The sequence below is a fragment of the Kocuria sp. CPCC 205263 genome (assembly GCF_040981075.1).
In the GTDB taxonomy this organism is placed as follows: Bacteria; Actinomycetota; Actinomycetes; order Actinomycetales; family Micrococcaceae; genus Kocuria; species Kocuria rosea.
The window spans coordinates 1-22,350 of record NZ_JAVKPV010000016.1 but is presented as its reverse complement, the minus strand read 5'-3'; the positions used below and the strand labels follow the sequence as shown (position 1 = coordinate 22,350).

The window sequence follows — 22,350 nt, the reverse complement described above, 5'->3', positions numbered from 1 at the left end:
GTGGACGTCGTCGCCACGGCCGGGCACGTCGACCACGGCAAGAGCACCCTGGTGCGGGCCCTCACCGGGATGGAGCCCGACCGGTGGGAGGAGGAGCGCCGCCGCGGGCTGACCATCGACCTGGGCTACGCCTGGACCACGCTGCCGTCCGGGCGCGACGTGGCCTTCGTGGACGTCCCCGGCCACGAGCGCTTCCTCGGCAACATGCTCGCCGGTCTCGGCCCGGCTCCCGTGGTCTGCTTCGTGGTCGCCGTCGACGAGGGCTGGCAGGCCCAGTCCGGCGACCACCGCGACGCCGTCGCGGCCCTCGGCATCGAGCACGGCGTGGTGGTGCTCACCCGCGCCGACCGGGCCCCCGGGCGCACCGGCGAGGTGCTCGCCCAGGTCCGCGCGGAGCTGGCCGGGACCGGTCTGCACGACGCGCCCGTGGTCACCGTCTCGGCCCTCGAGGGCACGGGCCTCGACGAGCTGCGCACCGTCCTCGACGACGTCCTGGCGCGGGCGCCCGCCCCCGCCCAGGGGCGGCTGCGGCTGTGGGTGGACCGGTCCTTCACGATCACCGGTTCCGGCACGGTGGTGACCGGCACGCTGGCCGCGGGATCGCTCCGGCAGGGCGACCGACTGCACCTGCTCGGCCACGGCGGGGCCGTGCCGGTCGTGGTCCGGGGCATGCACAGCCGGAACGTGTCGCACACCGCGCTGGAGCCGTGCACCCGCGTGGCGCTCAACCTGCGGGGGGTCTCCGCCTCCGACGTGCACCGCGGCGACTCGCTGGTCACCCCCGGCACGTGGCCGCTCACCGACGTCCTCGACGTCCGCCGGGCCACCGGCCCCGCCCTCACGGACACGGCCGAGCACCTCGTGGTCCACGCCGGCACCGCGGCGGTGCCCGCCCGGCTGAGCCCGTTCGACGACGACCACGCCCGGCTGGTCCTGGACCGGCCCCTGCCCCTGGTCCTCGGGGACCGTCTGGTGCTCCGCGACCCCGGCAGCCGCTCGGTGCTCGGCGGCGCCCAGGTCCTCGACGCCGACCCGCCCGCGCTGCGGCGGCGCGGCGACCGGGCGCGCCGCGCCGTCCGGCTCGCCGGCACGGACCTGCGCGGAGACGTCGGCGCGGAGGTGGCCCGCCGCGGCGCGGTGCCGGCGCAGCACCTGCACCGCCTCGGGCTGCTGCCCACCGCGGACGCCGCCCCGCCCGGCGACGTGCGCGCGCTCGGCGGCTGGTGGGTGCACGCCCCCGTGCTCGAGTCCTGGACGCAGCGGCTGCGCACCGCCGTGGAGGAGCTGCACGCCCGGGATCCCCTGGCCGCAGGGCTCTCGCGGGGCGCCGCCCGCGACCTGCTCGCGCTGCCCGACGCCGCGCTGGTCGACCCCGTGGTCCGCGGCGCCGGCCTGGAGCAGGACGGCGGGCACATCCGGTCCCCGCACCACCGCGGCGGCCTCGGCGCCCACGAGACCGCGGTGCTCGAGCTGGAGCGGCGGCTCGGGGCCGAGCCCTTCCGGAGCCCGGAGGCCGACGACCTGACGGCGCTGCGGCTCGGCGCCCGCGAGCTCGCCGCGGCCGAGCGCACCGGCCGGCTGCTCCGGCTGGGGGACGGTGTCGTGCTGCTCCCCACCGCCCCCGCCCTGGCGATGCGAGAGCTCGCCCGGCTGCCGCAGCCCTTCACCACGAGCCAGGCGCGCCAGGCGCTCGGCACCTCCCGGCGCGTCGCGATCCCGCTGCTCGAGCACCTCGACGCCCGCGGCTGGACCCGGCGGCTGGACGCCGGCCACCGGACCGTGGCGCGCTGAGCCCACGGCTCGGGACGGGCCCCGCCGGCCGCATCGCCGCCCGGTTCCTATCCGCGCAGCGCCCTGAGGTGCTCGACCGCCTGGGGCAGCACCTTCTGCAGGTCGCCCACGATGCCGAGGTCGGCGATCTCGAAGACCGGCGCCTGCTCGTCCTTGTTCACGGCCACGATCGTGCCCGCCGTCTGCATCCCGGCGCGCTGCTGGACGGCCCCGGAGATCCCGCACGAGACGTAGAGCTGCGGGGAGACGGTGCGCCCGGTCTGGCCCACCTGCGCCTCGGGGCCGATCCACCCTGCGTCCACCGCCGCGCGGGAGGCTCCGACCGCCCCGCCGAGGACGTCGGCGAGTGCCTCGAGCGGCTCGAAGTCCCCGCCGGTGCCGCGGCCGCCGGCCACGACCACGCGCGCCTCGCCCAGCGCCGGGCGCCCGGAGGCCGGCAGCGCGGACCGGCCCACCACCCGGGCCGCGGGCACGGTGTCCTCGAGCGCGTGCGTGCGCATCCGCGGGCGTTGCGCCCCGGCCGGCCCCGCGCCGGGGGTGCCCCCGGCGGCGTGGGCCGCGGGGTGGGCGGGGAGCTCGACCGAGTTGGGGCGGACGGTCGCGATCAGCACCGGGCTCGTGGCCCGGCACCGGGTGGTCCACCCCCCGGCGAGGACGGACTTGGTGGCGACGAGGTCGGCGTCGAGGGCGACCACGTCGGTGACCACCCCGGCGCCGAGCCGCACGCCCAGGCGCGCGGCGACGTCTTTGGCCTCGGGGGTGGCGGCGAGCAGCAGCGCCGTGGCGCCGGTCTCCCGGGCGGCGGCCTCCGCGAGCGCGACCGCCGGCGTGGTGAGCCGGTCGCCGGGCCCGCCCTCGGGGGCGTGCACAGTGCCCACCCCGTGGGCGGCGAGCTCGCCGAGCAGGGCGTCGCCGGGCGCGTCCGGCACGACGACGTGCGTCTCGCCCAGCGTGCCGGCGAGCACGAGCAGCTCCCGGTCGGCGCGGCGCAGCCGGTCTGTGGTGGCCAGCACCACCAGTGCGACGGTCGTGGTCGTGGTCATGGTCGTCCTCCTCCTGCCCGGCGGGCGGGTGCGTGCGATGGGGGTCCGGCGGGGTGCGGCCGGGTGCTCAGACGAGCTTCCGGGCCACGAGGAACTCGGCGAGGCGGATGCCGCCCTCGCCGTCGTCGACCACGACCTCCCCGGCGGTCCGGGGCGGGCGCGGCACGGCGTCGAGCACCTCGGTGAGCGAGCCGGCGAGGCCCACGTCCCCGGCGTCCAGGCCGAGGTCGGTGACGGGCCACGTCTGCACGGGCTTCTTCTTGGCCGCCATGATCGCCTTGAAGTTGGGGTAGCGCGGGGTGTTGACCTGGTCCGTCACGGCCACGAGCGCCGGAAGTTCCGCGGCGACCCGGAGGGCCTCGGTCTCGGTGTGCCGGACGGCCGTGAGCGAGGTGCCGTCCTCGGCCAGCGCCAGGGAGCTCGCGAAGCCGACGTGGGCGAGACCGAGCCGCTCGGCGAGCTGACCGGGGACCAGGGACGTCTCGCCGTCGGTGGAGGCCATGCCGGTGAGCACGAGGTCCACGGCCCGGTCCTCCACCGCGGCGATCCGCTGCACCGCCGCGGCGAGCACCCGGGCGGTGACCCAGGCGTCGGAGCCGGCGAGGGCGTCGTCGAGCACGTGGAACCCGGCGTCGGCGCCCAGCTGGAGGGCGCGCTTGAGCGCGTCCGTCGCGCCCGCGGGTCCCAGGGTGAGGGCGAGCACGCGGTGCCCGGCCGCCGCGCCCCCGTGCGTCTCGACGATCTGCGCGGCGGCCTCGAGGGCGTACTCGTCGAGCTCGGAGAGGATCCCGGACGCGCGCCCGAGCAGGGGCGGGGTCCCGGCGAGGACGCGGTCCCCCGCGGCGTCAGGGACGTGCTTGACGGGGACGACGATCGTCAGGGGCTGGCTCATGGTCTCCTCCGGGCGGGACGGGGATGGACGGGACGGGGCGGGGCGGTGACGGGCGGTCTGTGCGGACGGGCGGGGTTTCAGGCGTCGGCGCGGCGCACGAGGCGCTCGGCGTGGCGGATCAGGGGTTCGTCGACCATCCGACCGCGGAACGCGAAGACGCCGGGGGTGCGGCGGGCGGCGGCGAGCAGCTCCCGGGCGGCGGCGACCTCCTCGGCACCGGGCCGGTAGGCGGCGCGGACGGTCCCGACCTGCCCGGGGTGGAGGCAGGCGGTGGCCGCGAAGCCGGAGGCCACCGCGTCGAGGACCTCCTCGCGCAGCCCGTCGTGGTCGGCGAGGTCGACGTGCACCGCGTCGATCGCGGGCCGGCCGGCGGCGCCGGCCGCGAGCAGGACGGCGGAGCGGGCGTGGCGGGCCACGTCCCGGTAGGCGCCGTCCCGGCGCCGGGACGAGCTGCCGCCGAGCGAGGCCACGAGGTCCTCGGCGCCCCACATCAGCGCGACCACGTTGGGGGCCCGGGCGATCTCGGCCGCGTTGACCACGCCCTCCGCGGTCTCGCACAGCGCGACGACGCGGTGCAGGCCCAGCTCGGCGGCGACGGCGAGCCGCTCCGCGGAGGCGGTCTTGGGCAGCATCACGGTGGTGTACCCGGTGTGCCGCAGGGCGACGAGGTCGTGGGCGAAGTCCTCGGTGTCCTCGGCGTTGATCCGCACGATCGTGCGGGCGGGGTCCAGGGGCGTGGCCACGAGGGCGTCCCGGGCAGCGGGCTTGGCGGAGGGCGCCACGGCGTCCTCGAGGTCGAGGATCACGGCGTCGGCGCGCTCGGCCGCCTTGGCGTAGCGCTCGGGGCGGTCGGCCGGGCAGAACAGCAGGGCGGGTCCGAGGGAGAACGGGTCGGTCATCGGGGCTCCTTCGCCGGGGTGTCGCCGTGGGGCGTCACGGTGCGCTGCCGCTGCGGGGTGTCGCGGTGAGATGTCACGGTGCGCTGTCACTGCGGGGCGGCGTCGCGGGACCACACGAGCACCGAGCGGGTGCACTCGGCCACCACGACCCCCTCCTGGTTGCGGCCCACGTGCTTCACGCGGACGATGCCCTGCCCGGGCCGGGAGGCCGAGGGGCGGGCGCCGAGGACCTCGGAGGACGAGTACAGGGTGTCCCCGTGGAAGAGCGGGTGCGGGAAGGCGACCTCCTCGAAGCCCAGGTTCGCCACGATGGTGCCCTGGGTCAGCTGGGCCACGGACGCCCCCACGATGGTCGAGAGGGTGAACATGGAGTTCACGAGCCGCCGGCCGAAGGGCTGGCGCCCGGACCAGGCGGCGTCCAGGTGCAGGGACTGGGTGTTCATGGTGAGGGTCGTGAACAGCACGTTGTCCGCCTCGGTCACGGTCCGGCCCGGGGCGTGCTCGTAGACGGTGCCGACCTCGAACTCCTCGAACCACAGCCCGCGCTGGCGGACCACCCTGCGCTCCTCGGTCACGGCGGCCCCCTCAGAGTCCGAGCTCGCGGGCGATGAGCATGAGCTGCACCTCGGTGGTGCCCTCGCCGACCTCGAGGATCTTGGCGTCCCGGTAGTGGCGGGCCACCCGGAACTCGTTGATGAACCCGTAGCCGCCGAAGACCTGGGTGGCGTCCCGGGCGTTGTCCATCGCGGCCTCCCCGGCCACGAGCTTGGCGATCGCGGCCTGCGTCTTGAACGGCCGCCCGGCGAGCATCCGGGACGCGGCGTCGTAGTAGGCCAGCCGGGCGGTGTGGGCGCGGGCCTGCATGCGGGCGATCTTGAAGGAGACGGCCTGGTTGTCCCCGATGGGGCGGCCGAAGGACTGCCGCTCCCGCGCGTAGCGCACGGACTCCTCGACGCAGCCCTGGGCCGCGCCCGTGGCCAGGGCCGCGATGGCGATGCGGCCCTCGTCGAGGATGGACAGGAAGTTGGCGTAGCCGCGGCCCTCCTCCCCCAGCAGGTTCTCCTCGGGGACGCGGACGTCCTGGAGGGACAGCGGGTGGGTGTCCGAGGCGTTCCAGCCGACCTTGTCGTAGGCCTTCTCGGCGCGGAAGCCGGGGGTGTCCGTGGGGACGATGATCGTGGAGATGTCCTTCTGCACCTGCCCGTCCGGCAGCTCCGTGGTGCCGGTGACCGCGGTGACGTTCACCAGGCGGGTGATCGCCGTGCCGGAGTTGGTGATGAACTCCTTGGCGCCGTCGATCACCCACTGCCTGTCCTCCCGCTTCGCGGTGGTGCGGGTGCCGCCGGCGTCCGAGCCGGCCTCCGGCTCGGTGAGCCCGAACCCGGCGAGCGCACGACCCGCGGCAAGGTCCGGGAGCCACCGCTGCTTCTGCTCCTCGGTGCCGAAGCGGTGGATGGGCATGGCGCCCAGCGACACCCCGGCCTCGAGGGTGATGGCCACGGACTGGTCGACGCGGGCGATCTGCTCCAGCGCCAGGCACAGGGCGAAGTAGTCCCCGCCCATCCCCCCGTACTCCTCGGGGAAGGGCAGGCCGAACAGGCCCATCTCCCCCATCTGCGCCACGATGTCGTAGGGGAACTCGTGCGCGGCGTCGTACCGCGCGGAGACCGGGGCGATCACCTCGTCGGCGAAGTCGCGGACGGTGTCGGAGAGGTCCTGGTACTCCTCGTCGAGCTCCAAGTTCATGGGGTGCGCTCCTGGTCGGTCGGACGGGGGTCGGTCTGCGGTCGGGTGCCGGGGGCCTCCGGGGCGCCGCCGGGCGTCCCGTCGGGTGTCCCTGCGGGAGCGCCGTCCGGCACGTCGTCGCGGGCGTCCCCGGGGACCGCGGCGGGCACGCCCTCGGGGACGACGTCGGGGACCACGCGGGCGAGCAGCTGGTGCAGCGCCACGCGGTCACCGGTCCGCACGGAGAGCTCGACGGTGCCGGCGGTGGGGGCGGTCAGGCGGTGCTCCATCTTCATGGCCTCGACCACCACCACGGTCTGCCCCTCGGCGACCCGGTGCCCGGTGGCGGCCGGGACGGCGACCACGGTGCCGGGCATGGGCGAGTGCAGCTCCGGGGCGGCGGGCCCGGCCGTGCGCTCGAGGGCGGCCAGCGACCGCTCGAGCCGGGCCTCGCGGGTCAGCACCCGGAGCTCGTAGGCGCAGCCGCCCTCGCCCACCCAGATGCTGTCCGCGCCCGCGGCCACGTGGACCACCCGGGCCGTCCCGCCGCTCTCGAGCAGGTGCGCGGCCGGGCGGCCCGGCAGCGGGGTCAGGCGCACGGCGGGGTCAACGGCGGTCCGCCGGGGCTCCTCGAGCCCGTGGGCCAGCACCACCGCGGGCCGGGCGCGGCCGGCGGCCCGCCAGCCGTCCGGGCGGGACCAGGGGCCCGTGTCCCCGGCGGGGCGCGGGTCGGCGGGCCGGTGCCGGGCGAGGTGGGCGGCCGCGGTGGCGAAGTGGCTCTCGTCGGGGGCGGTGAACTCCAGCTCCGGCAGGCGCCGCTCGATGAGGGTCGTGTCCATGACCCCGGCGCGCACCCCGGGATCGGCCAGCAGGGCGCGCAGGTACTCGGTGTTGGTGCCCACCCCGAGCACCACGGTGTCCGCCAGGGCCAGGTCGAGCCGGTCGAGGGCCTGGGCCCGGTCGGCGCCCCAGGCGACGACCTTGGCGAGCAGCGGGTCGTAGTCCGAGCCCACGGTCAGACCCGGCGCCAGCGCGGAGTCCACGCGGATCCCCGGGCCGGAGGCCTCCTCCAGTGCCAGCACGGTGCCGGCGGTGGGCAGGAAGCCGCGGGCGGGGTCCTCGGCGTAGAGCCGGGCCTCGACCGCGTGGCCGGTGAGCACCACGTCCTGTTGCACCAGGTCCAGCGGCTCCCCCGCGGCGACGCGGATCTGCTGCGCCACGAGGTCCGTGCCGGTGACCAGCTCGGTGACGGGGTGCTCCACCTGCAGGCGGGTGTTCATCTCCATGAAGTAAAAGGTCCCGGGCTGTGCGGCGGGCACCAGGAACTCCACGGTGCCCGCACCGGTGTAGCCCACGGAGCGGGCCACCCGGCAGGCGGCCTCCCCGATCCGCTCCCGGGTGGCGGGGTCCAGCAGCGGCGAGGGCGCCTCCTCGATGACCTTCTGGTGCCGCCGCTGCAGGGAGCACTCCCGCTCCCCGAGGTGGACCACGGCCCCGTGGGCGTCGGCGAGGACCTGCACCTCGATGTGCCGGGGGGACTCGACGAGCTGCTCGAGGAGCAGGGTGTCGTCGCCGAAGGCGGCCGCGGCCACCCGGCGGGCCGTGGCCAGGGCCTCCGGCAGCTCGTCCGGGGCCGCCACCACGTGCATGCCCTTGCCGCCGCCCCCGGCCGAGGGTTTGATCAGGATCGGGTACGTCATCCCGGCGGCCGCGGCCGCCAGGGCGTCGTCGTCGAGACCGGGCTCGGAGACCCCGGCGACCGTGGGCACCCCGGCGGCGGACACGTGCCGCTTGGCGCGGATCTTGTCGCCCATCGTCTCGAGGGCCTCCACGCCGGGGCCGATGAACACGATCCCCGCGGCGGCGCACGCCCGGGCGAAGGCGGCGTTCTCGGACAGGAACCCGTAGCCGGGGTGGATCGCCTGCGCGCCGGTGGCCCGCGCCGCCCCGATCACGGCGTCGATGCGCAGATAGCTCTGGGCCGGGGCCGCCGGGCCCACGCACACGGCCACGTCGGCCTCCCGCACGTGCACCGCGTCTTGGTCGGCCTCGCTGTAGACCGCGACCGAGCGGATCCCCAGCGCCCGGAGCGTGCGCAGGACCCGGCGGGCGATCTCCCCGCGGTTGGCCACGAGGACGACGTCGAAGCGGCGCGGCGGCGTGCTGGCGGTCACGGGGATCACATCCTGAAGAGGCCGAAGGCCGGCTCGGGCAGCGGGGTCCGGGAGCAGACCTCGAGGGCCAGCCCGAGCACCTCCCGGGTGTCGGAGGGGGCGATCACGCCGTCGTCCCAGAGCCGGGCGGTGGAGTACCAGGGGCTGCCCTGGGCCTCGTACCGGGCCCGGATGGGCGCCATGAACGCCTCGCGCTCGGCCGGGTCCCACTCCTGCCCGCGGGCGGCCAGCTGGTCGGCCTTCACGGTGGCCAGCACCGAGGCGGCCTGCGTCCCGCCCATCACCGAGATCCGCGCCTGGGGCCAGAGGAACAGGAAGCGCGGGGAGTAGGCCCGTCCGCACATGGAGTAGTTGCCGGCCCCGAAGGAGCCGCCGATCACCACGGTGAGCTTGGGCACCCGGGTGGTGGCCACGGCCGTGACCATCTTGGCGCCGTGCTTGGCGATGCCGCCGGCCTCGTAGTCGCGGCCCACCATGAAGCCGGTGATGTTCTGCAGGAACAACAGGGGGATCCCGCGCTGGTCGCACAGCTCGACGAAGTGGGCGCCCTTCAGCGCCGACTCCGCGAAGAGCACCCCGTTGTTGGCCACGATGCCCACGGGGTGGCCGTGGACGTGGGCGAAGCCGGTGACCAGCGTGGTGCCGTACTCGGCCTTGAACTCGGAGAATCGGCTGCCGTCCACGAGCCGGGCGATGACCTCGTGCACGTCGTAGCCGGAGTTGGGGTCGACCGGCACCGCCCCGGGGAGCTCGTCCTCGGCCACGGCCGGGGGCGCGGGCTTCCCCACCGGCCAGGCCCGCGGGCCCGGCGGCGGCAGGGTCGCCACGATGTCCCGGACGATCTGCAGGGCGTGGGCGTCGTTCTCCGCGAGGTGGTCGACCACCCCGGACGTCCGGGCGTGCAGCTCCCCGCCGCCGAGCTCCTCGGCGGTGACCTCCTCGCCGGTGGCGGCCTTCACCAGCGGCGGGCCGCCCAGGAAGATGGTGCCCTGCCCGCGCACGATGACGGTCTCGTCGCTCATCGCCGGGACGTAGGCCCCGCCCGCGGTGCAGGAGCCGAGCACGGCCGCGATCTGCGCGATGCCCGCCGCGGAGAGGTGGGCCTGGTGGTAGAAGATCCGCCCGAAGTGCTCCCGGTCCGGGAAGACCTCGTCCTGCAGCGGCAGGTACGCCCCGCCGGAGTCGACGAGGTAGACGCAGGGCAGCCGGTTCTCCAGGGCGATCTCCTGGGCGCGCAGGTGCTTCTTGACCGTCATGGGGTAGTAGGTGCCGCCCTTGACCGTGGCGTCGTTGCACACGACCATCACCTGCCGGCCGTGGACCAGGCCGATCCCGGCGATCACGCCGGCCCCCGGGCACTCGTCGTCGTACATCCCCTCCGCGGCCAGGGCGCCGAGTTCCAGGAACGGGCTGCCCTCGTCCAGCAGGTGCTCCACCCGCTCGCGGGGCAGCAGCTTGCCGCGCGCCACGTGCCGATCCCGGGAGGCCTCCGGCCCGCCCCGCGCCGCCCGCTCCAGGCGCCGGACCAGCTCCTCGGCGAGCCCCTGCTGGGCGGCCGCGTTGGCGGCGAACTCCGCGCCGCCCGGATCGACCTGGGTGCTCAGCACGCGCATGGGTTCCCTCCGCTCCGGGCCGGCAGTCCGGGGATGCCATTTCGGTTAATCCCGACTAACTTGGGGTTCAGGTTAGTGGTGGCTCACTAGAATGTCCAGGAATCCGAACCCGAGAGCAGGACCCGTGACCCAGACCCAGCGCAGCCCCGGCCCGTCCACCACCGTGCGCGGGCGGGCCAAGGCCCGGCGGCGCCAGGACCTCCTGGCCGCCTCCGCCACGCTCTTCGCCGAGCGCGGCTTCGCCGGCGTCTCGATCGACGACATCGGCGCCGCCGCGGGGGTCAGCGGGCCCGCGGTCTACCGGCACTTCCCAAGCAAACAGGCGGTCCTGGGCGCGATCCTGCTCGAGGTCAGCCACGACCTGCTCGACCGGGGCCGCGAGGTGGCGGCCCGCTCCCCCGATCCGGCCCGGCGGCTGCGGGCGCTGATCTCCTTCCAGGTGGAGTTCGCGCTGCACCGTCCCGCCGTGATCGTGGTGCAGGACCGGGAGCTGCCGAACCTGACCGAGGAGGACCGCCGCGCGGTCCGCGTCCTGCAGCGCGGCTACGTGACGCTGTGGGTGGACGCCCTGCAGGAGCTGGCCCCGGCGCGCGACGTCGCGGAGCTCACCCTGCGCGCCCAGGCCGCCTTCGGGCTCATCAACTCGACCCCCCACTCCCTGCGGACCGCCCACCGGCTGCGCGCCCCGCAGGACGCGGGGCGGCTCGACGCGGCACGGGCCGCCCTGGAGGAGATGACCTGGGCCGCGCTGCGCACCGCGTTCGCCCCGACCCCCACCAGCACAGGAGGCACCCCGTGACCGAGACCCCGGCGTTCTACGATGAGGAGCACGAGGAGTTCCGCGAGGTGGCCCGCGAGTTCACGACCCGCGAGGTGGCCCCGCACTACGCCGCGTGGGACGCCCAGCACATGATGCCCCGCAGCCTGTGGACGGCCGCCGGCGGGGCGGGCCTGCTCGGCCTCGCCGTGCCCGAGGAGTTCGGCGGCATGGGCCTGACGGACTACCGGTTCCGCGCCGTGCTCGACGAGGAGCTGGTCCGGCAGGGCGCCCTCGGTGTGGCCCTGGCCCTGCACCTGCACGACGACTGGGTGCTGCCCCACCTGCTCGCCCACGGCACCGACGAGCAGAAGCGGCGGTGGCTGCCGCGCATGCTCACGGGGGAGCTCGTCACCTCCGTGGCCTGGACCGAGCCGGGCGCGGGCTCCGACCTGCGCGGGGTGCGCACCCGGGCCGTGCGCGACGGCGAGGAGTGGGTGCTCACCGGTCAGAAGACGTTCATCGGCAACGGGATCAGCGGGGACGCCGCCCTCGTCCTGGCGCGCACGGACGGGGGGACCGGGCGCGCCGGGGAGGACGCCCTCAGCCTGTTCCTGGTGCACAAGGCGGACTCCCCCGGCTACGAGACGGGCAAGCAGCTCGACAAGATGGGGGTCAGGGCCTCGGACACCGCCGAGCTGTTCTTCGAGGACGTCCGGGTCCCGGCGGCGAACCTCGTCGGCGCCGAGGGCGGCGGGCTGCGGCAGATCCAGCAGGTGCTGCCGCAGGGGCGGCTGGCGGTCGCCGTGGCCGCGAGCGCCGTCGCCCGCTCGACCCTGGCGGACACCCTCCGGTACACCGGCGAGCGCACAGCCTTCGGCTCCCGGGTGCTGGACTTCCAGCACACCCGGTTCGAGCTCGCGGAGCTGACGGTCGAGGTGGAGGTCGTCGAGGCCTACGTGCAGCGGGCGGTGCACGCGTTCAACGCGGGGGCCCTCGACGTGGTGGGGGCGTCCAAGGCCAAGTACTGGGCCGGCGAGCGGGCGCGGTCCGTCACCGACCGGTGCCTCCAGCTGCACGGCGGCTACGGGTACATCCTCGACTACCCCGTGGCGCAGGCCTATCTCGCGTCCCGGCTGCTGACGATCTTCGGGGGCACCAGCGAGATCCTGCGGGAGACCATCGGGCGGGCCGTGGCCGACGAGGCGTGAGGAGCACCCCGGTCAGCGCACCTCCAGGGACGCCCGCCCGGTCCGGCGGGCCGCCGGTGCCGCACCGAGCCGCTGGGACACCTCCCGGGCCGCCGCCACGGCGGCGGCCGCGAGCAGCTCGGCCTGTTCCGGCGTGACCCGGTAGCGGGGCGCGGCGACCATGACGGCCGCGACCAGCTGGTCCCGGTGGTCGCGGACGGCGGCGGCGACCCCCACCTCCTCCACGGAGGTCTTGCCGTAGTTGAGGGCCACCCCGCCCTCGGCGACCTGCCGCAGGGACTCCAGGTAGAGCTCGATGCCCGCCTCGGTGGAATCGGGCAGCTCGACGATCCCGGACAGCAGCAGCGCCCGTACCCGCTCCGGCGACTGCTCGGCGAGGAAGATCTGCACCGAGGCGCTCAGGGCCGTGTCGTACCGGGTGCCCAGCGGGGTGGTGTGCTTGATCTGCCGCGGGCTGGGGATCTGCTCCACGCACACGGCCTGGTCGCCGTTCCAGACCAGCAGCGCGCTGGTCTCCTGGGTCTGCTCGGTCAGCTCGAGCAGCACGGGGTACGCCACCCGCCGCTCGTCCAGTTCCGCGAGCAGCGGGCCGGCCACGGAGATCAGGCCGAGGCCCAGGCGGTAGCGCCGCGTCTGCGGGTCCCGCTCCACCACGTCCTCCCGCTCCAGGGTGGTCAGGAGCCGGGAGACGGTGCTCTTGTGCAGGCTCACGCGCGCCGCGATCTCCGTCACCCCGAGCGTGGGCTCGGCCGCGGAGAAGCACCGCAGCACCCGCAGGGCGTGGGAGACGACGGACGCCGCGCGGGCTTCGCTCGAGGAGGCGCTGGCCGGTGATTCAGTCATAGGACTCTCCATTCTCCTGCACGGGGGCGGGTCCGCCGTGCACGGCCGTTCCGGCGGCGGGGCCGTGTGGCGCGGCCCCGCCGCCCGGAGGCCGTGCGCCGGCGCTCGCGCCACGGGACGGTGGGCACGCCGCGACCGCGGGGTCAGGGCCACCGGCCGTGGGCGGGGATCACGGCCGCGCGAGCGCGTCCGGGACCGGCTCCCGTCCGGCGGGCACCGCGGCCGGCCGGGCCGGGGGCTGCGGGACCGCCCGCTCCACCACCGTGGCGTCCCCGCCGCCGGGCGCGTCCGGCGCGGGGTCGTTGACCTCGCGCTCCAGGCGCTCGGTCTCCGGGGTGCGGGTGAGCAGCCGCCGGACCAGGTTCGCGATCATCAACAGGATGACGAAGGAGAACGGGAAGGCCCCGATGATGGTGCCGGTCTGCACCGTGTCCACCACCGCGGTGCCGCCGAGCGTGAGCAGCGTGACCGCCACGGCGGCGATGCTGGCCACGAGCACCACGCGGAAGAAGGGCCCGGCCCTCCGCGGCGCGGAGACGAACTCGGCCAGGGCGTGGGCGCCGGAGTCCAGGGAGGTGACGTAGTAGGTGGCGACGAGCACGGTGGCGACCACGAGCAGCAGCGAGCCGACGACGGGCACGGACTCCAGCATGACGAACAGCCCGCTGGACGTGTCCGCCGCGACCGACGCGGAGATGCCGCGGTCGCTGCGGTCGTCGTAGTGCAGCGCCGCCGAGCCGATCACGCCGATCCACGCCATCACGATCAGGGAGGGGACCACCGTGACGCCGATGACGAACTCACGGATGGTGCGCCCCCGGGAGATGCGGGCGATGAAGCCGGCGACGAACGGGCTGAAGGCGATGACCCAGCACCAGATGAACACGGTCCACCAGCCGTTCCAGCTGTCCTGCCAGGTGGCGATGTCCTGGCCCGCGGTCCCCGCGTCGGTCCAGAAGCTCATCGGGAGGAAGTTGGTGAAGAAGGAGCCGAAGGTCTGCGTGATGTTGGAGATGAGGAAGATCGTGGGGCCGAAGACGAACACGGCCACGAGCAGCACGATGCTCAGCACCGAGTTGAGCTCGCTGATCCGCTTCATGCCCTTGTTGATGCCGAAGAACGCGGAGACGGCGGTGAGCCCGCCCAGGCCCAGGATCACCAGCAGCCAGACGCCCGAGCTCGGCGAGAGCCCCGTGAAGGACGCGAGCCCCGAGCTGAACTGCATGGCGGCGAAGCCGAAGGACGTGGCCAGGCCCAGGACGGTGGCGATGATGGCCAGCAGCTCCACGACCACGCCGGCCCCGCGCTGCGACCACTTCGGCAGGATGTCGACCGTGGCCTCGCGGAAGGTGAGGGTCTTGCCGAGGTTGTGGTGGGAGTAGGCGAGGCAGACGGCCACCACGCAGTACATGGCCCAGGCCGTCAGGCCCCAGTGGAAGTAGGACCACACCATGGCGCCCTCGGCCGCGCCGTCCTGCCCCGCGGGCACGACGGGGTTCTCGTCCCGGAGCAGGATGGGCTCCGCGACCGACCAGAAGATGAGGCCGATGCCCTGTCCGCAGGCGAAGAGCATCGAGTACCAGGCGAACTTGCCGTGCTCCGGGCGGGCGTCCGGGCCGCCGAGGCGGATCGAGCCGACGCGGCTGCCGACCAGCCACACGCAGACGGCGACCGCCACGAGCGAGTACAGGATGAACAGCCACGTGAAGTTCCCGGTCACGAAGGTGCGCGCCGTGGAGATGGCCTCGGCGGCGCCGCCCGGGTCCATGGTCACCGCCACCAGCACGGCGATGATGAGCAGGGGCGGGAGGACCGTGATGACGAGCCGGTCCAGGGCGGGCAGGTGTCGTCCCCGGAACCGCGGCACGGTCACGGCCTCGGTGGCGGCCGCCGCGGAGGCGTGTGACTTCTTCATGTGTTTCTCACTTCCCGAACTCGCTGGTGACCGCCCGGACGATGCCGGTGCGGACGGTGGAGAGCAGCAGCTCGCCGCGCTGGGCGGTCGCGCCTGCTGGAGATGAGAGGCACCCGGAGCTCGGGGTGCGAGCGGGGTCCTCGGGGAAAACGTCGTAGGGGGCCAGGTCAGCGGGGGGATGGTCGGGGGCCCGGGACATGTCGACCTTCTCGGGGTGCAGGTGGAGCATCAGCGAGGTCTCGAGGACGCCTCCGTGCTCGATGTCCCAACCGAGGAAGCCGTCGGGGAAGACGGCCGCCAGGGTCTGCTCGTCGACGAAGTCCCAGTACGAGAGCAGCAGGGCCCGGCTGTCGTGGAGGCCGCCGGCCCGGGCCTCGCGCACCGCGAGGTCGAGTCCCTCATAGAGGAACTGGTAGTTCTCGAAGTGGCCGTTGACCACCGCGATCCGGCGGACGCCGTGGCGGAAGAACTCCACCACCACGTCCTTCGTCTGTGCAATGAGGGCCTGGGCCGAGAGACTGGTGGTGCCGGCGCGGTGGTTGCCGCCCCCGGAGCGGGGCTGGGACTTGTAGCCGTAGCAGAAGGCCGGCGCCACCAGGGCGTCGAGGTCCTCCGCCGCCGCCAGGGAGATGGCGCGGGAGAGCATGGCGTCCACGCCCAGCGGCATGTGCGGCCCGTGCTGCTCCGTGGCCCCGGTGGGGATGAGCACCAGCCCCTGACCGGTGGCCACGTACTCCTGGTAGCTGTGGGCGTCGAAATCTTCGAGCGAACGGGTGGTGACCACCGTGGTCCTTCCGTGCAGTGGATGTGGCGGTGCCGCGGGGTGCGGCTGCGGCAGAGGAGCTGCCGGGGAGGACGGCGGCGGCGCACCGGGGCGCCGCCGCCGTCGTCGTTCCGTGCCTACGCGGACACGATGTTGTGCTCGGGGCCGTACGGGAATTTGGTGATGTTCTCCGCGCCGTCCTCGCCGACGACGAGGATGTCGTGCTCGCGGTAGCCCCCGGCGCCCGGCTCGCCCTCCGGGACCGTGATCATCGGCTCCATGGACACGACCATGCCCGGCTCCAGCACGGTGTCGATGTCCTCGCGCAGCTCCAGGCCGGCCTCGCGGCCGTAGTAGTGGCTGAGCACGCCGAAGGAGTGACCGTAGCCGAAGGTGCGGTTGGCGAGCAGGCCGTGGGAGATGTAGATCTCGTTGAGCTCGGCGGCGATGTCCTTGCAGACCGCCCCGGGCTCGATCAGCTCGAGGCCGCGCTCGTGGACCTCGACGTTGATCTCCCACAGCTCGCGCGAGCGCGCGTCCGGCTCGCCCAGGAACAGGGTGCGTTCCAGGGCGGTGTAGTAGCCCGACGTCATCGGGAAGCAGTTCAGGGACAGGATGTCCCCGCGCCGCAGCTTGCGGGTGGTGGCCCAGTTGTGGGCGCCGTCGGTGTTGATCCCGGACTGGAACCACACCCAGGTGTCGCGGACCTCGCGGTGCGGGAACGTGCGGGCGATCTCGTGGACCATCGCCTCGGTGCCGATGAGCGCGATCTCGTACTCGGTGATGCCCTCGCGGATCGCGGCACGGATGGCCTCGCCGCCGAGGTCGCCGATGCGGGCGCCGTGCTTGATGACCTCGATCTCCTCGGCGGACTTGAGCATGCGCTGGCGCATGGCGTCCTGGGAGACGTCGGTGAGCTCCGCGCCCTCGAACGCGGCCTGGATGCGCTGGCGGGTCAGCAGCGGCAGGGCGTCGTCCTCGACGCCGATCCGCCGGGCCTGCACACCGCGCCGGCGCAGGGCCTCCTGGAGGCCGTAGTAGAAGTTGTCGCGCCGCCAGTCGGTGTAGACGATGTTGTCGCCGTAGCTGGTGCGCCACGGCATGCCGGCGTCGATGTTGGCGGTGACCGTGACGGAGTCGTCGGCGGTGACGACGAGGGCGTAGTTGCGCCCGAACGTGGTGTAGAGGAAGTCCGAGTAGTACTTGATGCCGTGGTAGCTGGTGAGGATGACGGCGTCGAGCTGCTGCTCCGCCATGATCCGCCGCAGGCCGCCCAGCCGGCGCTCGAACTCGGCGTCGGAGAAGGTCAGCTGCTCCTTCTGCCCGTTGTGCAGGGTCTTCAGGCGCTCGAGCTCGGCGACGGAGGCGGCGGGGGCGGTGATGGGCGAGGTGGTCATGGTCGTCCTTTCGTGGAGCGGCTCCCGGTCAGACAGTCCGGGGTGGGTCAGGAGAGGCGCCGCACCGCGGGCTCGGCGTCGCCGGCCTCGGCAGCGGAAGCGGACAGTGCTGCCGCGCCTGACAGGTGCTGGGTCATCGTGTCCTCGGTCGCCAGTTGTTGCGCTAATCACAACCGAGTTGCTTCACTGTAGGAAGTGACGTGCACCACGGTCAAGGTTTCTTGCGCAACTTTTCCAGCAGTGCCGGATTCGGACCCTAGATGCCTGAATTGAAACGCATACCCGTTGCAATGAATGCAACGAACCGGGCTCCACTCCTTCATCCCCCGAGCGGTGGCCCGAGGGGCCGCCGGCGAGAGATGCCGTCACATCCTTCCGCAGTGTGTATATGAGTGATATATCTATTGGCGACAGACATGTGGGCTGCATCACGAGCCGGACGGAAGAACCGCGTGCTCCACGCGGCATGCGGTGACACGTTCGTCCGCGGCGGTCGCGGTGCGTTCGGGCCGTCCCGGGCGGACATCGACGTGCCGACTGCGCCGGCAGGCACCTCGGTGTTCACCGGCCAGGGCATGCCCACCACCATCGGCGGCGAGGGACCTCACCGGCACGGCCGGACCGAGCGGAACCCCCGACGTCCGACCCGCCCAGGATCCGGCACGGCCTTCCCCGACGACACGACCGACGCCCGCTCGAACGCACCCCTAGGAGCACGATTCTGATGACCCATGTTCTTTCGTTCACCGAGATCGATCTGTCCGACCTGGAGGAGGTGGGGGGCAAGAACGCCTCCCTGGGCGAGCTGATCCGCAACCTGGGTGCGGCCGGTGTGCAGGTGCCGGGTGGTTTCGCCACGACGGCCACGGCCTTCCGGGAGTTCCTGCAGGCCGGCGGGCTGGATGCGCAGATCGAGGAAGCCTTGGAGGGCCTCGACACCGCTGACGTGGGTGCCCTGGCGTCCGCGGGCGCCCGGATCCGCTCCCTGATCCGGCAGGCGCCGTTGCCGGCGGGTCTGGAGGCCGCGATCCGGGAGGCGTACGTGGAGCTGGCCGCCGCCCAGCCGGAGGGTGTGGAGGTGTCCTGGGCGGTGCGCTCGAGTGCGACCGCGGAGGATCTTCCCGACGCCTCCTTCGCCGGGCAGCAGGAGACGTACCTCAACGTGCGCGGCGTGGAGAACGTGCTGGCGGCGGTCAAGGACGTTTTCGCCTCCCTGTACAACGACCGGGCGATCGCCTACCGGGTCCACCACGGCTTCGCCCACGCCGAGGTCGCCCTGTCGGCGGGGGTGCAGAAGATGGTGCGCTCCGACGTCGGCGCCTCGGGGGTGATGTTCACCATGGACACCGAGTCCGGGTTCACCGACGCGGTGTTCATCACCTCCTCCTACGGACTGGGGGAGGCCGTGGTGCAGGGGGCGGTGAACCCGGACGAGTTCTACGTCTACAAACCGGCCCTGGCTGCCGGGCGGCCCGCGGTGCTCAAGCGCGGGCTCGGGGAGAAAGCCCTCCAGATGACCTACACGCAGTCCGCCGAGCTCGGGGAGACCGTGGCCTTCGTTCCGGTCCCGGCGCAGCTGCGCGCCCGGTTCAGCCTCACCGACGCCGAGGTCGAGCAGCTGGCCCGGTACGCGGTGGCGATCGAGGACCACTACGACCGGCCCATGGACATCGAGTGGGGCAAGGACGGCACCGACGGACAGCTCTACATCCTGCAGGCCCGCCCCGAGACGGTCGTCTCCCGCCGGGCGGCCGGCGGCATCACGCGCTACCGGCTCCACGAGGACGGGGAGGTCCTGGTCGAGGGCCGGGCCATCGGCCAGCGCATCGGCGCCGGACAGGTCCGGGTGCTGAGCTCGATCGGGCAGATGGCCTCCTTCCAGGCCGGGGACGTCCTGGTCGCGAACATGACGGATCCGGACTGGGAGCCGATCATGAAGAAGGCCGCCGCGATCGTCACCGATCGCGGCGGGCGCACCTGCCACGCGGCCATCATCGCCCGCGAGCTGGGCATCCCGGCGGTCGTCGGGGCCGGCAACGCCACCGAGGTGCTGGCCGAGGGGGATCCGGTGACGGTCTCCTGCGCCGAGGGCGAGGCAGGCCTGGTCTACGCGGGACTGCTGGACTACACCGTGGAGGAGACCGCCCTGGGATCCATGCCGGAGGCACCGCTGAAGGTGATGATGAACGTGGGGACCCCGGAGCAGGCCTTCAGCTTCGCCCAGCTGCCCCACCACGGGGTGGGGCTGGCCCGGTTGGAGTTCATCATCAACCGTCAGATCGGCATCCACCCCCTGGCACTGCTCGCACTGGAGAACGGTTCCCCGGAGCTGCCGGCCGAGGTCGCCGGGCAGATCCGGGAGCGGATCGCCGCCTACGACGGGCCGCGCGAGTACTACGTGCAGCGCCTGGCCGAGGGCATCGCCACGATCGCCGCCGCCTTCGCCCCCGAACCGGTGATCATCCGGCTCTCGGACTTCAAGTCCAACGAGTACGCCAACCTCCTCGGCGGACCGGAGTTCGAGCCCGCCGAGGAGAACCCCATGATCGGCTTCCGCGGCGCCTCCCGCTACCTCTCCCCCGACTTCCGGGCGGCCTTCGAGCTCGAGTGCGCAGCGGTGCGGCACGCGCGCACCACCATGGGCCTGACCAACATCAAGCTCATGGTCCCGTTCGTGCGCACCCTCGCCGAGGCCCAGGGCGTCATCGAGCTGCTGGCCGCCAACGGCCTGGTGCGCGGGCAGGACGGCCTTCAGATCGTGATGATGTGCGAGCTGCCGGCCAACGCCCTGCTGGCCGGGGAGTTCCTGGACCACTTCGACGGGTTCTCCATCGGATCCAACGACCTCACCCAGCTCACCCTGGGCCTGGACCGCGACTCCGCGCTGGTCGCCGCCTCCTTCGACGAGCGCAACCCGGCCGTGAAGAAGCTGCTCGCGATGGCGATCTCCGCCTGCCGGACCCGGGGCAAGTACGTCGGGATCTGCGGCCAGGGCCCCAGCGACCACCCCGACCTCGCCCAGTGGCTGCTGGAACAGGGCATCGACTCCGTCTCGCTGAACCCCGACGCCGTGGTGGACACCTGGCTATCCCTGGCCCGCACCCCGGCCCAGCCCGCCGCGTGAGCGGTGCCCGTGCCGGCGCCGGACGCGCCGGCACGGGCGCCGCAGGCACCGAGAAGAGAGGCACCTGCACCAGTGACCGACACCTGCCCGGTGGCGTTCTTCCTGTCGGACGGCACGGGGATCACCGCCGAGACGCTGGGCAACACCCTGATCACCCAGTTCCCGGAGCAGCACTTCGAACGCCACACCGTGCCGTTCATCGTCACCGTGGAGCGGGCACGGCAGGTGGCGGCCCGGATCGATGCCGTGGCCGCCACCGGACGGATGCCGGTCGTGTTCTCCACCGTCGTCGACCCGGACATCCGCGGTGTCCTCGCCGACAGCCAGGGCTTCCTCGTGGACCTCTTCGGCGCCCACCTCCCCCAGCTCGAGACCGCGTTGCACGCCACGGCGAACCTGCAGCCCGGGCGGGCCCACGGGCTCGGAGACGCCATCCGCTACCAGACCCGGATGGCGGCGGTCGAGTACGCCATGGAGCACGACGATGGGCAGTCCATCCGCGCTCTGGAGCGGGCGGATTTGATCCTCATCGCCCCGTCACGCTGCGGCAAGACCCCCACCACCATGTACCTGGCCCTGCAGCACGGCATCCGCGTCGCCAACTTCCCGCTGGTGGACGAGGACTTCGAGCGGCGGGCCCTGCCGACCCCCGTGACACCCCACCTGAGGAAGTGCTTCGGACTCACCTCGCAACCCCTCAGGCTCAGCCAGGTCCGTCAGGAGCGGCGGCCGTCGACCGTCTACTCCTCTCTCGCCCAGTGCTCCTGGGAACTGCGCAACGCCGAGGAGATGTACGCGCTGAACGGCATCCCCCACGTCAACTCCGCCTCCATGTCCGTCGAGGAGATCTCGGCCACGATCCTCGAACGCATGGAGCTCGAGGAGACCGGCCACGAACGAGCCGGCGGTCACCGGTGACGGTGGACCATGGGCCCCCGCCGAGGGGGCCCGTGCAGAGAACGGGCGCGCTCCCACTCCCGGCACCTTCCGTCGCACCCTTGACAGGGAAGATGATCCCTCGGAGACTTTCCCCACACCACGTGTTGCGTATCACGATACTTGTTGCACCAAATGAGGAGCACCTGCATGCAGTGGCGGGCGGGACCCAGGCCCGGCGGTCGGCCACCGGCCACCCGGGACGGCGACCCCGCACGACACGGAGAGGAAGACTCGATGCATCGAGTCCACCGTGCGCCGTCCGGGAACGGGATCCGGGCATGGCGCACCGGCACGACGCCCCCACCGGCCTCCGGACCCCGGGAGGCGTCGCGATGAGCGAGGGCTGCGTCTCCGGGCAGACGCCGGTGCCGGGCGGAGGACGCCCCGAGCCCGCACGGCCCCACAACGCATCGAGCGGCGAAGCCGGCCCCTCCGGACGGGCGAGAGTGGAGCGGCTGGTGACCTCGGGCACCTTCTCCCTGGACGGGGGCACCTGGGAGGTCGAGAACAACGTCTGGATCGTCGGCGACGACGAGCAGTGCATCGTCGTCGACCCCGCCCACGACGCCGCTGCCGTGGCGGCAGCCGTGGGGATCCGCGACACGCGCGCGATCCTCCTGACCCACGGCCACGACGACCACATCGGTGCCGCGCTCGAGGTGGGCGAGGCCCTCCGCGCCCCCGTGCACCTGCACCCGGCCGACACGATGCTGTGGCAGCAGACCCACCCGACCGCCGGTCCCGACGCCGCCATCGCCGACGGCGACCGCTTCACGGTGGCCGGAGCGCAGCTGGTGGCCCTCCACACCCCCGGGCACTCCCCCGGTTCCGTGTGCTTCTTCGCCCCCGACCTCGGAGAGAAGGGGGTGCTGTTCTCCGGGGACACCCTGTTCCGGGGCGGACCCGGCGCCACCGGCCGGTCCTGGTCGGACTTCGGCAGCATCATCGAGTCCATCCGCACCCGGCTGCTGACCCTGCCGGAGGGCACCGAGGTGCTCACCGGGCACGGGGAGTCCACCACGATCGGCGCCGAGACCCCCCACCTGCAGGAGTGGATCGCCCGCGGTCACTGACAGGTCGTTGCCTGCCCGGCTCGGCTCCTCGCCCGATCCGCACACCACCACATCCCCGCCCCTCAACCCCGGGAGGCACGCCGCGCCGGCACACGGTCGGTCGCGGTCGGCCTCCAGACGAAGGAGTCCCGTGTCCCACCATCCCATTCGCGTGGCCGTCGCCGGTGTCGGCAACTGCGCCTCCTCGCTGA

At 73.5% G+C, this 22,350-nt stretch carries 17 protein-coding genes; 6 read left to right on the top strand and 11 right to left on the bottom strand.

Annotated elements, in window-relative coordinates; translation table 11 throughout:
• Entirely contained in the window at positions 1 to 1,791 is a 1,791-nt protein-coding gene (gene selB, locus RF647_RS17445) for a selenocysteine-specific translation elongation factor (protein ID WP_368812848.1), read from the top strand.
• Positions 1,792 to 1,838: 47 nt separating this feature from the next.
• On the opposite strand, the gene RF647_RS17440 is transcribed toward selB, so the two are convergent.
• The 7 genes from RF647_RS17440 to RF647_RS17410 form a co-directional block, all read right to left on the bottom strand.
• Positions 1,839 to 2,834 carry an electron transfer flavoprotein subunit alpha/FixB family protein gene (locus RF647_RS17440; RefSeq protein WP_368812815.1) on the bottom strand — a complete coding sequence of 332 codons (996 nt, stop codon included), beginning with the start codon at positions 2,832 to 2,834 and terminating at the stop codon, positions 1,839 to 1,841.
• A 67-nt stretch (positions 2,835 to 2,901) separates the two neighbouring features.
• The gene (locus RF647_RS17435) at positions 2,902 to 3,726 is read right to left on the bottom strand and encodes an electron transfer flavoprotein subunit beta (RefSeq protein ID WP_368812814.1); all 825 of its coding nucleotides are present in this window, start codon (positions 3,724 to 3,726) and stop codon (positions 2,902 to 2,904) included.
• Positions 3,727 to 3,803: 77 nt separating this feature from the next.
• Positions 3,804 to 4,625, bottom strand: coding sequence for a CoA ester lyase (locus RF647_RS17430; protein WP_368812813.1), 822 nt, complete (start codon positions 4,623 to 4,625; stop codon positions 3,804 to 3,806).
• 86 nt (positions 4,626 to 4,711) lie between these two features.
• Entirely contained in the window at positions 4,712 to 5,200 is a 489-nt protein-coding gene (locus RF647_RS17425) for a MaoC family dehydratase (RefSeq protein WP_031282867.1), read from the bottom strand.
• Positions 5,201 to 5,210: 10 nt separating this feature from the next.
• A complete protein-coding gene (locus tag RF647_RS17420) occupies positions 5,211 to 6,371 on the bottom strand; it encodes an acyl-CoA dehydrogenase family protein (protein WP_368812812.1) in 1,161 nt (386 codons plus the stop codon).
• On the bottom strand, positions 6,368 to 8,533 hold the full coding sequence (locus tag RF647_RS17415) for a biotin carboxylase N-terminal domain-containing protein (protein WP_368812811.1): 2,166 nt from the start codon (positions 8,531 to 8,533) through the stop codon (positions 6,368 to 6,370). Before RF647_RS17415 ends, RF647_RS17420 begins: the two co-directional genes overlap by 4 nt.
• Positions 8,530 to 10,137: a carboxyl transferase domain-containing protein gene (locus RF647_RS17410; RefSeq protein WP_368812810.1), complete on the bottom strand. Its 1,608-nt coding sequence runs from the start codon at positions 10,135 to 10,137 to the stop codon at positions 8,530 to 8,532. Before RF647_RS17410 ends, RF647_RS17415 begins: the two co-directional genes overlap by 4 nt.
• A gap of 124 nt (positions 10,138 to 10,261) precedes the next feature.
• Here RF647_RS17410 and RF647_RS17405 point away from each other — a divergent pair, with 124 nt between their 5' ends.
• Positions 10,262 to 10,936 (top strand): TetR/AcrR family transcriptional regulator, encoded by a 675-nt coding sequence (locus RF647_RS17405; RefSeq protein WP_368812809.1) that lies wholly within the window; start codon positions 10,262 to 10,264, stop codon positions 10,934 to 10,936.
• Positions 10,933 to 12,105, top strand: coding sequence for an acyl-CoA dehydrogenase family protein (locus tag RF647_RS17400; protein WP_368812808.1), 1,173 nt, complete (start codon positions 10,933 to 10,935; stop codon positions 12,103 to 12,105). The genes RF647_RS17405 and RF647_RS17400 overlap by 4 nt, the downstream gene beginning before the upstream one ends.
• Positions 12,106 to 12,117: 12 nt before the next feature.
• On the opposite strand, the gene RF647_RS17395 is transcribed toward RF647_RS17400, so the two are convergent.
• The 4 genes from RF647_RS17395 to RF647_RS17380 all read right to left on the bottom strand — a co-directional run bounded on the left by RF647_RS17395 (position 12,118) and on the right by RF647_RS17380 (position 17,023).
• Positions 12,118 to 12,948: an IclR family transcriptional regulator gene (locus tag RF647_RS17395; RefSeq protein ID WP_368812807.1), complete on the bottom strand. Its 831-nt coding sequence runs from the start codon at positions 12,946 to 12,948 to the stop codon at positions 12,118 to 12,120.
• 169 nt (positions 12,949 to 13,117) lie between these two features.
• Positions 13,118 to 14,863, bottom strand: coding sequence for a BCCT family transporter (locus RF647_RS17390; protein ID WP_368812806.1), 1,746 nt, complete (start codon positions 14,861 to 14,863; stop codon positions 13,118 to 13,120).
• 7 nt (positions 14,864 to 14,870) lie between these two features.
• Positions 14,871 to 15,647 carry a creatininase gene (locus RF647_RS17385; protein WP_368812805.1) on the bottom strand — a complete coding sequence of 259 codons (777 nt, stop codon included), beginning with the start codon at positions 15,645 to 15,647 and terminating at the stop codon, positions 14,871 to 14,873.
• A gap of 116 nt (positions 15,648 to 15,763) precedes the next feature.
• Positions 15,764 to 17,023, bottom strand: a complete 1,260-nt coding sequence (locus RF647_RS17380) for a M24 family metallopeptidase (protein WP_368812804.1) — start codon at positions 17,021 to 17,023, stop codon at positions 15,764 to 15,766.
• A 724-nt stretch (positions 17,024 to 17,747) separates the two neighbouring features.
• Between RF647_RS17380 and ppsA the strand changes: the two genes are divergently transcribed.
• From ppsA to RF647_RS17365, 3 genes are all read left to right on the top strand, one after another.
• Positions 17,748 to 20,147: a phosphoenolpyruvate synthase gene (gene ppsA / locus RF647_RS17375; protein WP_368812803.1), complete on the top strand. Its 2,400-nt coding sequence runs from the start codon at positions 17,748 to 17,750 to the stop codon at positions 20,145 to 20,147.
• Between the two features lie 72 nt (positions 20,148 to 20,219).
• Positions 20,220 to 21,065 (top strand): pyruvate, water dikinase regulatory protein, encoded by an 846-nt coding sequence (locus RF647_RS17370; RefSeq protein ID WP_368812802.1) that lies wholly within the window; start codon positions 20,220 to 20,222, stop codon positions 21,063 to 21,065.
• 476 nt (positions 21,066 to 21,541) lie between these two features.
• Positions 21,542 to 22,159, top strand: a complete 618-nt coding sequence (locus tag RF647_RS17365) for an MBL fold metallo-hydrolase (RefSeq protein ID WP_368812847.1) — start codon at positions 21,542 to 21,544, stop codon at positions 22,157 to 22,159.
• Positions 22,160 to 22,350 lie beyond the last annotated feature (191 nt).